Source organism: Massilimicrobiota sp. An134 (assembly GCF_002160815.1).
GTDB lineage: Bacteria > Bacillota_I > Bacilli_A > Erysipelotrichales > Coprobacillaceae > Allocoprobacillus > Allocoprobacillus merdigallinarum.
In genome coordinates, this window is sequence record NZ_NFLH01000008.1 from 25273 (window position 1) to 36681 (window position 11409).

Here is an 11409-nt window from a genome sequence, read left to right on the forward strand (position 1 = left end):
AAAATTTTTATCAAATTTTTATCAATTTCATTCTGTTTTTAAATAATATTGAACTCATCAATATTTTTTTATTTTTAGCAACTTTTCTAAATTTTTTCATATAGTGAATAGAGGTGATTAGAATGTCTCCTAGAATCTTATACAACGATTCTGATGTTGATTTACTGGCACGCATTATGAAAGCTGAAGCATTAGGCGAAGGTGAAGAAGGTATGTTGATGGTCGGTAATGTTGTCGTAAATCGTGTCGTAGCTAACTGCGATGTTTTTAAAGATACACGCACAATTTCTGAAGTTGTTTATCAAAAAAATGCTTTTTCTGGGGTCGGACAACCATTATTCAATCAACCTGTTAACGCCAAAGAAAAAGAACTGGCTTTACGCAATATTGATGGTTATCGTATTGAACCAGCTACAAATGCCTTATGGTTTAAAAATCCTGGCAGCAATGTCTCATGCCCCCAACAATTTTATGGCGAACTCAGCGGACGTTACAAAAATCACTGTTTCTATGCACCTGGTGCTAAATTAAATTGCGACTTATAGGAGGATATATGGATACAAACAATCAAACAATCGTTCCCGGATCTCAAACTTCATCTCTACCAACTCCCATTTCTGAACAGACTTATTTAGAAAATATTTTACGTTTAAATATCGGAAAACTTGGTACTTTTTACTTCACATATACTGGCAGTGAAGACTGGCGCGATCGTGTATACAAAGGTATTATCGAAGAAGTAGGACGTGACCATTTTGTCGTACGTGACCCCAAAAATCAAAAATATTATATTTTTCAGTTTGTCTATTTCGTTTGGGCCGAATTTGATGAACCTATCAATTTTAATACACGATAGCAATTAAAAAAACCAATAAAGTTTCGTTCTTTATTGGTTTTTATTCACTTACTTTCTTTAATTCCTGATTTTTTAATTCAATCAGATATTTTCTCACTTTCGAGATAAAATGCAATGACCCCGTTACCACAATATGCTGTTTTTTTATATAAGCTGTCTGCATAGCCTCAATATAACTTTTAACAATTGTTAATTGAGGACGTGGTTCTATGGTCGATAAATCAATAGCTCTTTCATCCTGAAACGTTGTCACATAGACAGGATAACCTGCTTTTAACATTTCATCAATCATCTCATCAACATCACGATCATTCAAACAAGAAAAGATAATCGCTACATCCTTTTCTTTTTTGACTCTTAATGTCTGCAACAAAGCTTGGATTCCAGGCATATTATGTGCTCCATCAATATCAACCTGTACATCATGATAAGATAATGTTTCATAACGCCCTTTCCATGAAGCCTGTTCAATCGCTGGTTGTGTAACAACAGGATCAAACTTAATAAGTTTTGAAGCAATAGTTAAAGCAAGTCTGGCATTTGTCACCTGATAGATTCCTTGATTTTCCAAGGTAAATGCCATATCACGATATCTAAAATGAAATGGATAACGTGACACCTGATATTCTGGAACGACATACATCACTGCTCCCATAGCATCACATTGTTCTTGAAATCTTGCTAGAATTGTTCCCTTTGTTTCACTGGTAATAAACATCTGATTCGGTTTTATGATACCCATTTTTTCATTAATAATATCATAAATATCCCCTAATTGTTTTTGATGATCAAGCCCTATATTCGTAATAGCACTGACAATAGGATCAATGACATTCGTTTTATCATTCAAACCACCAATACCCGTTTCAATGATACGATAATCCAAATCCAAAGATTGAAAATAAGCCAACATGATTAAGACATCAATTTCAAACATAGATAACTGATCTTCTTCAATGATGCGATAATATTGATTCACGTATTTCAATAAATCTTCATCACTTATAGGAACATCATCAACACGAATACGATCATTATGACTGATCAAATAAGGTGATGTAAAAGTTCCAACTTTATACCCATGAGCATTTAAGATACTTCTTAAATAATTCACAGTTGAACCTTTTCCATTGGTTCCAGCAATATGTATCATATTTTTTTGTTTCATTAAAATGTGACATTTATTTAAGGTTTCTCGAAATTGATCAATTGTTCTTTTACTTCTTTTTGATTCTATATATGCAATGGCATCATTCACATGAGTAAACATTAACGAATCCTCCAATCTATCGGTTCTATCCCTTGACTTATTAAAAACTGATTCGTTTTAGAAAAAGGTTTCGAACCAAAAAAACCACGATAAGCTGATAAAGGTGAAGGATGAGGGCTAGTAATGACACAGTGTTTTGTCTGATCAATCATTTTCGCTTTATCAATAGCCTGTCTTCCCCACAATATAAATACTAATGGCTTCTCTCTTTGATTCATAGCCTCAATAATATGATTGGTGAAAATTTCCCATCCTTTTTCTTTATGAGAATTAGCACGATGAGCTTGTACTGTCAAAACAGTATTTAATAATAACACACCCTGATGTGCCCACGCAGATAAATCACCATGACGAGGAATATCAATTCCAACATCATCATGTGCTTCTTTATAAATATTAACCAGACTCGGTGGAATTTGCACACCCTTTGCGACACTAAAAGCCAAGCCATTAGCCTGATGTTCTTCATGATAAGGATCCTGCCCAATAATGACAACTTTAATATCGTCATAATCTTTAAAATTAAAGCAATGAAAAATACGATTGCGAGGTGGATAAACCGTATGTATCTGATATTCATGATTCACAAAAGCTTCTAACTGCTGATAATAAGGCTGTTGACGTTCATGATCAATAATTGTTTTAAAATCCATTAAAGAATAAACCTTTCTACAATTTCAGCAATGACACCTTCATTATTGTCTGCTTTTGTGACAACATCACAAACTTTTTTCACATCTTCCACAGCATTACCAGCTGCAACTGATAAACCAGCAACTTCTAACATTGGTAAATCATTATAATTATCCCCTACAGCAATGCATTCAGATAAATCAACACCAATGATTTGAGCTAAATGTTTTAATCCCTGTCCTTTATCCACACCAATCTTATTAAATTCCATATAACGATTAGAAGAATAGCTTACTGCACACATTCCCTCAGTGATAGCTTTCATTTGAGGTTCCAGACTCATTAAATAAGGCACATCTGTATTTTGGAAAAGGATTTTTGAGATAGGCTCATCTTTTAGAAAATCCATTGTATTTTCAGTCATGATTTCACATTCAACCTGTTGTTCACGAATACGCTTCGCTTCAGATTCAGATAAATTATAAACATAGACTTTATCCTTTGTATAAATATGCTGGCAGACATCTTGCTGTAAACCAAATTCAAAGATTTCTTTTGTCTTTTCAAAAGAAAGTCCTTCAAAATATAAAAGCTTATTATCTTTGTTTTCTGTTAAAGCTCCACCATTGAAAGATAAGACATATTCTTGTGGTATATCATACAATCCTAATAATTTTAAATCACGTTGAATAGACATGAAACCACGCCCAGTTGCTGGGACAAATTTCACTCCTTTTTCTTTCGCCATTCGTATAAAATCAATATTTCTCTGACAGATCTTATGTTGATCATTCAACAATGTTTCATCCATATCACTTGCGATCACTTTATATTTCACTTTTATTTTTCCCCCTTTAAAATAAATTTTTCAATCACTTCTTTAACAGCTCCCTGATCATAGTCCACCGTTGTAACATAATCACTGATGGCTTGAATATCTTGAGCTCCTCCAGCCACACAAACACCTAAACCAGCTTCCTGAATCATCGAAACATCATTATAATTATCACCAATCGCAATCACATTTTGTTTATCTATATGGAGATAATTAGCTAACCATTTCAATGCTGCCCCTTTACTGACACCTAAAGGATTAAATTCTAGATAACGATATGATGAATAACTGATTGAAAACTGTTTTTTGATATCCTCTGGTAAATCTTGTTCAACACTCTTTAAATAATCCATATCAGGTTTGACATATAAAAATTTCGCAATCTTTTCATTTTTTAAAAAATCCATATGATAATCATCTATAACCGTAAACGCTGCTTTTTGAGCTTTTTTTCTTGCAATCTCCGTTGGATCTGGTTTAAATAAATAACAATGATTTAATGTAAAAATCATAATACATACATCATAATTTTCTCCTAAGTCAAAAAGTTGTTTAGCCTGATCAAAAGTTAATCCCTGAAAAGACAATATTTGAGCATTTTGATTTTCTACAATCAGCCCACCATTAAAACAAATAGAATATTCATGGGCCTGCTTGGCTGTTCCAATTTCTTCAAGAATATCTTCAATCATTGAAAATGAGCGTCCCGTCGCTGGCACAAACTTAACATCCTTAAGCTGTCTGATAGCTTCCTGATTAAACTTAGGAACATGATGATTGACTAACAATGTTTCATCTAAATCAGATAAAATCATTTGATACATGATCATTCCTCCTCATATAAAAACGCCATGAATAGAGGCACTCTTTGACGCCATTCGCTTTCATTATGTCCAGCCCCTTCAAAATAATGGGCTTCCAGATGTTCTATTCGAGATTGTAATTGCTCGTAAATGATTTGATTGCTTTCTATGTACCATTGATTAATCTTTTGATCATCACCACTTTCAAATTCACCCAAGTCCAAATAAAAACGATTATCCTGACTATATTGTTGATGCCTGATCACATCTAAAAATTCATCAACATAAAACCAGAAAGCGGTAGATAAAGCCGCACACTTTTTAAAAACATCAGGATAACGAAGAGCCCCATAAGCACTAATGACTGCCCCCATAGAGCTACCCACAATACCAGTATTTTCTTTTTGGGTACGAAAACGTTGATCAATATAAGGTTTAAGCTCATCTTTTAACCAGTCAATATAAGCTTTTCCTTCTCCACCAATAATCATACCTTTTTGACCCGTTTCCTGATAAGACAATGCTTCATTAATCTTCCATGGACCATACTCATCCATACGTTTAAAACCTGTTTCATTGCATGGAATGGCGACAAGGATGATTTCCATTCCTGTTTGTTTGACATACTCTAAAAATCCCCAACTTATACCACAATAAGAGGAATAATCAAAGAAAGCATTTTGTCCATCTTGAATATAAAGAACAGGATAATCTTTATTTTGTTGATAATAATCATCTGGTAAATATACAATAATTTCACGTTCTCGCTGTAATGTTTTCATGGGAAAACAAAAAGATACAAACATTTCACAACCTCCTTTGATAAGACAAAAAAATAAGCCCGAGCTTATTTTTTTGTTTCTGGTAATTTAATAACCTCTTCTCCATCATCAGGAAAAATATATTGCTCTCTGGCATATCTGGCAACATAATCATCATCCGCTAAAAGTTCCACTTCTTCAGATAATTCTTTCTTTTCCTTTTCTAATTCTGCCTTTCTTTCTTCTAGTTGTGCGAGCTGCTGCTTTTGACCTATGACACGATAAGCATTCACTCCTAGGGTATAAATCAGCAAAGCAGAAATACCAATATAGACAAAGCCTAAGAGTTTTTTATATCTTGGTGTTTTCTTTTTTGCCATTTTCTCTTCATCCTTCCTATTCTTTTTTGTATTATACCATTAATATAACGAAAAAAGAAGATAAAAGGTGAGAATATTCTTTTGAAAATAGATACAATCTTTTCTAAAAAGTACAAAAGATAATACGCATAATAATGACTATATAACAAATATCCCATCAACATAAAAATAAAAAAATAAAGTCTTAAAATTCCTTCATTCAAGAACACCAAACCATAGAAATAAAGCATTCCAAAACAGATACCTATCAGACATTGACAAATGTATCTTAAAAACATGGGAACACCATACAACAAACGATTCATGATATGATAAACACCCGTCATGATAAAACCAAATAAAAAGGAATAAAACAGACATTGAAACTGTACAATTAAAGACATTATTTCAAGAGTTTATTAAACATTTTTTCTTTAGGATGTTGCTTTTTCTTATCTGAAACATAACTGATACTATCAATATTGCCACGAATACTGACTTCATTTTGATCTTGATCTAAACGCACTAACGTCAGTTCACTTCCTGTAATATTTAAATAACCTAGGGATGTTTCAATCAAAAATTCATATGCATCAAAACTTTCTATTTTTTTAACTCCTGTTAACTCTAAACTTTTACGATCTTTTAAACATACATGATGATAAGGCGTCTGTTCAAAATGTAAACTATTATCCATATTCAACCCTCCTACATCAACATATGTATATCAAAAAGAATTATGCTAAAAAGAGGTCTACAAAATTGTAACCTCTGGCTTTTTCTTCTCTTCTATAATTTCATATAACATATGACTATCATCTTTTAAAACATGTTCTCTTAATTCTTTGACTTTCACCACAAGAATACTACGTCCAAATTCTACTTCAATGATGTCATCTATCTTTAATTGAGTGGAAGGTTTTGCGACCTTTCCATTCACTTTAACACGTGAAGCTTCACTCATTTCTTTGGACAAAGTTCTTCTTTTAATAATTCTTGATACTTTTAAAAATTTATCTAAACGCACGATTCTATTTCCTCCTCAATAATATCTTTCACAAAATCCAGCAAAGTCTGATCCATTAAATAATAAGGTGTCTGATGACTTAACATAATCAAAGCCCCTTGTATTTCCTGTTCACAAAGCAATGGATAAATAGTCACTTGTTCCTGCTTACCATAAAATTCCATCGTCGTTTCAATATGCTGTTCTTTTTGATCTAATAATAATAGAAAATCTTTTGTTAAATCACGTCTTTGATATTTAGCCAGTCCATCTGATGAACAGACCACAATACATCTTTTATCACACAGTAAAAATGTATTATGATACTTACTATAAAGACGTTCTAATAAGATTTGAATTGTGGGACTTAATTTATGCAAGATAGAAAATTTTGTTAAAACAATGTGATTATGTTCTACTGCAAACGAAACACTTTCTCCTTCTTTCAACATTAACTGTTTTCTAATTTCTTTAGGAATAACAATTCTTCCCAAATCATCAATTCTTCTAACCATTCCAGTTGTTTTCATGACTCTTTCACCTCAAATATTCATTTGATATTAGTATATCCACTCCCAATTCTTTTAATCTTTGATATTCTTTAAAATCAGGAATTGTCCATGAAGCAACAAGAATATTGTGTTGTTTTAATTGTTTGATTCTTTGGCTATTTAAAAAATCATAACGTGGATGAAAAGCACCAATATGATATTTGAGAAGCTCCTGATATTTTTTATCATAATTTTCTTCCATTAAATATCCTACATATCCTTGTGGATAAAGACTTTTCATTTTTAATACTGATGGTAAATAAAATGATGAATAATAAATTTTCTTTTCAACACCTAACTGACAGACCAGCTGATGCACTTTTTCTTCAAGCTCAGTATAATGAATAACATCTGTCTTAAGTTCAATATTGACTAAAAAATCTTTATCTTGAATAAAAGTCAGCAAATCTTTTAATAATGGTAAAGGATAATAACCAGCAGATCCATGAGAAAATGAAAATCTTTTTAATTCATCATATGTGTAGTCTTGAATATATCCTTTTCCATCACTTGTTCGATCAATGGTTTCATCATGAATCAAAACCAGTTGACCATCCTTGGTCATATGAACATCTGTTTCCACGCCATCAAAGCCTTTTTGGTAAGCTTGAACAAAAGCTTCCATGGTATTTTCTGGATACTGAGCACTATATCCTCTATGAGCGAATAATTTCATATCTTTATCACCTGCACTATGCTATAATATTATACTATAAATGTGAGGTGTTACAAATGATTAAAGCTATATTTTTTGATATTGATGGAACTCTTTTATCACACTCAACACAAAGTGTTCCTGAATCTACCAAATTAGCTCTGCAACTATTAAAAGAAAAAGGAATTTATACTTTTATCGCAACAGGAAGACATATTTCTGAAATCAGGGATTTACCTTTAGATGATTTAGAATTTGAAGGATATATTACACTTAATGGTCAATACTGTTACAACAAAAACAAAGTGATTTATGATTTACCAATTGATCCACAAGATATTCAACAAATTCTTTCTTTCATTGATCAAAAACCATTTCCATGTATTTTTGTTGAAGATGATAAAATGTATATCAATTACCACAATCAAGCTGTTGAAACGGTTCAAAAGGCCATTTCTACTCCTTTACCTGAATTAGGTGATTTAAAACGTGGTTTGACTTATCCTATTTATCAAGTCATTCCTTATGATATTACAGTTGAACAAGAACAAGAAATTCTCCAACAGATGCCCCACTGCCAATATACACGTTGGCATGATTTAGCCATTGATATCATTCCAAAAAAAGGTGGTAAACAAAATGGCATCTTAGAAGTTTTAAAAAGCTATCATATCTCACTTGAAGAAACAATGGCATTTGGTGATGGGCATAATGATATAGACATGTTAAAGTTAGTTAACATTGGTGCTGCAATGGGAAATGCAAAGGATGAAGTCAAAGAAGCCGCTGATGAAGTCACTGATGATATTGATCATGATGGTATTTATCAGGCACTCAAAAGACATCATATCATCTAAATATTCATTTATCATTTTTGATAAAAGGACAAGGCATGAAAACCTTGTCCTTTGATTTATTGTGTTAAAACTTCAGTAATCACAGGTACAACTTGTTTCTTTCTTGAAATAACACCAGGTAAACTTGCCTGCTGATCAACAAGTTCAACATGGAAAGCTGTTTCCACATAATCTTTACGAGGCCCTGCGACTAAAACTTCACTTGTCGCATTAATAACATCAGTTAAAAGCAACATTGTAAATTCCATATGATTATCTTTTGCAACCTGTTCCATATAATCAAGCATATCTTTTTTATATGGAGCAAATCCTTCAATATCCATTGTATTGACTTGTGCAACACCTGCTGATAAATCACCAAATGTAAACTTCTTATAATCCTGATTGAAGATTTCTTCAACAGTTTTACCAACCAATGAAGTTCCTGCTTTAAACATACTCATACCAAATTCTTGAATATCTACTCCAGCTATAGCTGCAAGTTCTTTAGCCATTTTGGTATCGGTTGGTGTACATGTCGGAGATTTAAATAACAATGTATCACTGATAATAGCCCCTAACATTAAACCAGCCATATCTTGAGGAATCTCAACACCAGATTCTTTATAGCATTTTGCTACAATTGTTGCAGTACATCCAACTGGTTCAGCTCTAAATAATACTGGTCCAACTGTTTGAATATCAGCAACTCTATGATGGTCAATGATTTCTAAAATTTCAGCTTCTTCAATGCCATCAATAGCCTGACTTCTTTCATTGTGATCGACTTGAATGACTTTCTTCTTCATTCCATTTAACACCTGATAACGTGAAATAGATCCAACAACTCTACCCATAAAATCAATAACTGGGTAACTACGATAACGTGTTTCACTCATGACTTCTTTAACATAATCGACTGTATCATCAGTTGAAAAAGTTGTTAAACCACCTTTTTGCATCACATATTCTACTGGCACAGCCTGAATAATTTGTTGTGATGCCATGAATGTATTAAATGGTGTTGAAATGACACTCATATGTGCATCTGCACAACGCTGTAATAATTCTTTAGAGATAGAAAGTGATCCAGTTAAAATAATCAATGATATCTTTTTATTCATTAAATGTTCAATCGCTTCATCACGATCTCCACCTACAATGACAACATCATTTTCATGCACACGTTTACTAGCTTCTTCGCCAGTCATAGCGGCAATATGAATTTCGCCTTTGATTGTCTTTAACTGTTTATCCAAATAAAGAATACTTGCATCCAATGTATCAATCACATTTTCAATTGGTGTATTTGCTTCTTTTAGAATTTGACTGTCCCATTGATCCATATATCCTTCAATAATATTAGAAGTTGATAATAATCCCAATAACTGACTATGATCATCTAATACTGGAGCACTTTTTAAATTCTGCTGTTTCATTAATGACCATGCTGTTTTTAATGTTAATTCTTTTGAAAAGACTGTCACTTTATCATATTCTAAGTCTTCAACTGTCTGTTTAACAGTTTTTAATAAAACTGGAATCTCTGTATGGAATCTTTTTAAAATATATTCCGTTTCCTTATTAATTTCTCCTAATCTGACTGGTACCGCATTATAACGTCCAATTGTAAATAAATAATTGGCATAAGCAATCGCACTACAAATAGAATCACTATCTGGATTTTTATGCCCACTGACAAAAACAATATCTTTCATGTCTATCCCCTTTCTCTACATTTTCTTTAAATAACGATAAATTGTCGGTTCACTAACAGCCAATTTTTCAGCAACAAGTACAATTGCACCCTTGACTTTAAATGTTCCTTTTTCCTGTAAGTATTTGACAACCTTGATCTTTTCTTCAACATTTAATCTTTCAACTAGAAAATAACTTGGAAAGCCCATTTTTTCCAGGCATTCTTTAATATATTTATCAATCATTTCATCCAATGGTGATGATAAAATCTCAATTGGATTATCAAGCTTAAATTCTACGTCTTTACGTTCTTTAATACCAAGAATTCTTTTTAATGTCGTTTCTATATATTCATAATCAGAAATATTGACATTGACACAAAGCATTCCTACAGGCATTTCCTGCCCATCTTCTTTGATAAAGTATGTTGCTGAACGAAGTAATTTTCCATCACTACCTGTTGTTTTATAATTCATGACATAATCATGATCTTTATATTGTTTTGTTTTTAAGTAATGAATAGATAAATTAGATAATTTAGCACCTATTTCTCTACCAGAAATATGACTATTCGCAATCGCAACAATTTCCTGTTCTTTGGAAGTGAGATCATGAAGCGCTACTTCCACATTATCACCTAAAGCCTCCCCTAAAAAATCAACTAACTTTGCATAGGGTTCTAATAATTTATACATGAATTTCGCCTCCAATGTGATTATACACTATATTTTCAAAAAGAGATAGCTTTTTTATCATGATAAAAACTAATTATGAAATTTCTATAGATGCATCAATCATATATTGATCATCACTCCCATTATATTCTGTGAAAGATAGCTCCTCAAAAAGATTGTGACAAGAATTTCTGCAATGATGCCACATATCATACCATTCATACAGGACTTCGCTTTTTGAGGAAAGTCTTTACGCCAAATGATATATAAAACCAATCCTGCAAGTGGCGCAAAAAAGGAGATCAGAGAAAATAAAAAACTAGGTGCATCTGTTTCATGATAGACATATGGTGAATTTTGTAAGGGATAGCCACAATTTGGACAATACTGCATATCCTCCTGAACCTCTTTTCCACAATAATGACAATACACAAAAACCACTTCCTTTTCTACAATCTTTTTATGACATCAT

Annotated in this window: 17 protein-coding genes; 3 read left to right on the forward strand and 14 right to left on the reverse strand. The window is 32.3% G+C overall.

Annotation, left to right across the window (positions count from 1 at the left end; genetic code table 11):
- Positions 1-122 precede the first annotated feature (122 nt).
- Positions 123-545 carry a cell wall hydrolase gene (locus B5E79_RS05035; RefSeq protein ID WP_087244307.1) on the forward strand — a complete coding sequence of 141 codons (423 nt, stop codon included), beginning with the start codon at positions 123-125 and terminating at the stop codon, positions 543-545.
- Between the two features lie 8 nt (positions 546-553).
- Positions 554-856: a spore coat protein GerQ gene (locus B5E79_RS05040; RefSeq protein WP_087297190.1), complete on the forward strand. Its 303-nt coding sequence runs from the start codon at positions 554-556 to the stop codon at positions 854-856.
- Between the two features lie 40 nt (positions 857-896).
- On the opposite strand, the gene B5E79_RS05045 is transcribed toward B5E79_RS05040, so the two are convergent.
- The 11 genes from B5E79_RS05045 to B5E79_RS05095 are packed head-to-tail and all read right to left on the reverse strand — an operon-like array spanning position 897 to position 7750.
- Positions 897-2126: a bifunctional folylpolyglutamate synthase/dihydrofolate synthase gene (locus B5E79_RS05045; RefSeq protein WP_087297191.1), complete on the reverse strand. Its 1230-nt coding sequence runs from the start codon at positions 2124-2126 to the stop codon at positions 897-899.
- Positions 2126-2779, reverse strand: a complete 654-nt coding sequence (locus B5E79_RS05050) for a uracil-DNA glycosylase (RefSeq protein ID WP_087244310.1) — start codon at positions 2777-2779, stop codon at positions 2126-2128. Before B5E79_RS05050 ends, B5E79_RS05045 begins: the two co-directional genes overlap by 1 nt.
- Complete coding sequence (locus B5E79_RS05055; protein WP_129736033.1) at positions 2779-3597, reverse strand: Cof-type HAD-IIB family hydrolase; 819 nt, start codon at positions 3595-3597, stop codon at positions 2779-2781. Before B5E79_RS05055 ends, B5E79_RS05050 begins: the two co-directional genes overlap by 1 nt.
- A 2-nt stretch (positions 3598-3599) precedes the next feature.
- Positions 3600-4418: an HAD family hydrolase gene (locus tag B5E79_RS05060; RefSeq protein WP_087244311.1), complete on the reverse strand. Its 819-nt coding sequence runs from the start codon at positions 4416-4418 to the stop codon at positions 3600-3602.
- 2 nt (positions 4419-4420) lie between these two features.
- Positions 4421-5203 carry an alpha/beta hydrolase gene (locus tag B5E79_RS05065; protein WP_087297192.1) on the reverse strand — a complete coding sequence of 261 codons (783 nt, stop codon included), beginning with the start codon at positions 5201-5203 and terminating at the stop codon, positions 4421-4423.
- A gap of 41 nt (positions 5204-5244) precedes the next feature.
- Complete coding sequence (locus B5E79_RS05070) at positions 5245-5538, reverse strand: septum formation initiator family protein (protein ID WP_087297193.1); 294 nt, start codon at positions 5536-5538, stop codon at positions 5245-5247.
- On the reverse strand, positions 5499-5921 hold the full coding sequence (gene yabQ / locus B5E79_RS05075; protein WP_087297194.1) for a spore cortex biosynthesis protein YabQ: 423 nt from the start codon (positions 5919-5921) through the stop codon (positions 5499-5501). Before yabQ ends, B5E79_RS05070 begins: the two co-directional genes overlap by 40 nt.
- On the reverse strand, positions 5921-6214 hold the full coding sequence (gene yabP / locus B5E79_RS05080) for a sporulation protein YabP (RefSeq protein ID WP_087244315.1): 294 nt from the start codon (positions 6212-6214) through the stop codon (positions 5921-5923). The genes yabQ and yabP overlap by 1 nt, the downstream gene beginning before the upstream one ends.
- Before the next feature lie 57 nt (positions 6215-6271).
- Complete coding sequence (locus tag B5E79_RS05085; protein ID WP_087297195.1) at positions 6272-6544, reverse strand: RNA-binding S4 domain-containing protein; 273 nt, start codon at positions 6542-6544, stop codon at positions 6272-6274.
- Positions 6535-7053, reverse strand: coding sequence for an AbrB/MazE/SpoVT family DNA-binding domain-containing protein (locus B5E79_RS05090; protein WP_087244317.1), 519 nt, complete (start codon positions 7051-7053; stop codon positions 6535-6537). The genes B5E79_RS05085 and B5E79_RS05090 overlap by 10 nt, the downstream gene beginning before the upstream one ends.
- Before the next feature lie 7 nt (positions 7054-7060).
- The gene (locus B5E79_RS05095; RefSeq protein ID WP_087297196.1) at positions 7061-7750 is read right to left on the reverse strand and encodes a glycerophosphodiester phosphodiesterase family protein; all 690 of its coding nucleotides are present in this window, start codon (positions 7748-7750) and stop codon (positions 7061-7063) included.
- A gap of 56 nt (positions 7751-7806) precedes the next feature.
- Here B5E79_RS05095 and B5E79_RS05100 point away from each other — a divergent pair, with 56 nt between their 5' ends.
- Positions 7807-8586 (forward strand): Cof-type HAD-IIB family hydrolase, encoded by a 780-nt coding sequence (locus B5E79_RS05100; RefSeq protein ID WP_087297197.1) that lies wholly within the window; start codon positions 7807-7809, stop codon positions 8584-8586.
- Positions 8587-8642: 56 nt separating this feature from the next.
- Here B5E79_RS05100 and B5E79_RS05105 read toward each other — a convergent pair whose 3' ends face one another.
- The 3 genes from B5E79_RS05105 to B5E79_RS05115 all read right to left on the reverse strand — a co-directional run bounded on the left by B5E79_RS05105 (position 8643) and on the right by B5E79_RS05115 (position 11369).
- Positions 8643-10283 (reverse strand): putative manganese-dependent inorganic diphosphatase, encoded by a 1641-nt coding sequence (locus B5E79_RS05105; RefSeq protein WP_087297198.1) that lies wholly within the window; start codon positions 10281-10283, stop codon positions 8643-8645.
- A gap of 15 nt (positions 10284-10298) precedes the next feature.
- On the reverse strand, positions 10299-10958 hold the full coding sequence (locus tag B5E79_RS05110; RefSeq protein WP_087244321.1) for a helix-turn-helix transcriptional regulator: 660 nt from the start codon (positions 10956-10958) through the stop codon (positions 10299-10301).
- Between the two features lie 99 nt (positions 10959-11057).
- The gene (locus B5E79_RS05115; protein WP_158095468.1) at positions 11058-11369 is read right to left on the reverse strand and encodes a zinc ribbon domain-containing protein; all 312 of its coding nucleotides are present in this window, start codon (positions 11367-11369) and stop codon (positions 11058-11060) included.
- Positions 11370-11409 lie beyond the last annotated feature (40 nt).

Coding starts and splice junctions, on each gene's coding strand:
- B5E79_RS05050 (WP_087244310.1), bottom strand. CDS start 2,779: ATGGATTTTAAAACAATTATTGATCATGAACGTCAACAGCCTTATTAT.
- B5E79_RS05100 (WP_087297197.1), top strand. CDS start 7,807: ATGATTAAAGCTATATTTTTTGATATTGATGGAACTCTTTTATCACAC.
- yabQ (WP_087297194.1), bottom strand. CDS start 5,921: ATGTCTTTAATTGTACAGTTTCAATGTCTGTTTTATTCCTTTTTATTT.
- B5E79_RS05045 (WP_087297191.1), bottom strand. CDS start 2,126: ATGTTTACTCATGTGAATGATGCCATTGCATATATAGAATCAAAAAGA.
- B5E79_RS05060 (WP_087244311.1), bottom strand. CDS start 4,418: ATGTATCAAATGATTTTATCTGATTTAGATGAAACATTGTTAGTCAAT.
- B5E79_RS05090 (WP_087244317.1), bottom strand. CDS start 7,053: ATGAAAACAACTGGAATGGTTAGAAGAATTGATGATTTGGGAAGAATT.
- B5E79_RS05095 (WP_087297196.1), bottom strand. CDS start 7,750: ATGAAATTATTCGCTCATAGAGGATATAGTGCTCAGTATCCAGAAAAT.
- B5E79_RS05065 (WP_087297192.1), bottom strand. CDS start 5,203: ATGTTTGTATCTTTTTGTTTTCCCATGAAAACATTACAGCGAGAACGT.
- B5E79_RS05070 (WP_087297193.1), bottom strand. CDS start 5,538: ATGGCAAAAAAGAAAACACCAAGATATAAAAAACTCTTAGGCTTTGTC.
- B5E79_RS05035 (WP_087244307.1), top strand. CDS start 123: ATGTCTCCTAGAATCTTATACAACGATTCTGATGTTGATTTACTGGCA.
- B5E79_RS05110 (WP_087244321.1), bottom strand. CDS start 10,958: ATGTATAAATTATTAGAACCCTATGCAAAGTTAGTTGATTTTTTAGGG.
- B5E79_RS05105 (WP_087297198.1), bottom strand. CDS start 10,283: ATGAAAGATATTGTTTTTGTCAGTGGGCATAAAAATCCAGATAGTGAT.
- yabP (WP_087244315.1), bottom strand. CDS start 6,214: ATGGATAATAGTTTACATTTTGAACAGACGCCTTATCATCATGTATGT.
- B5E79_RS05040 (WP_087297190.1), top strand. CDS start 554: ATGGATACAAACAATCAAACAATCGTTCCCGGATCTCAAACTTCATCT.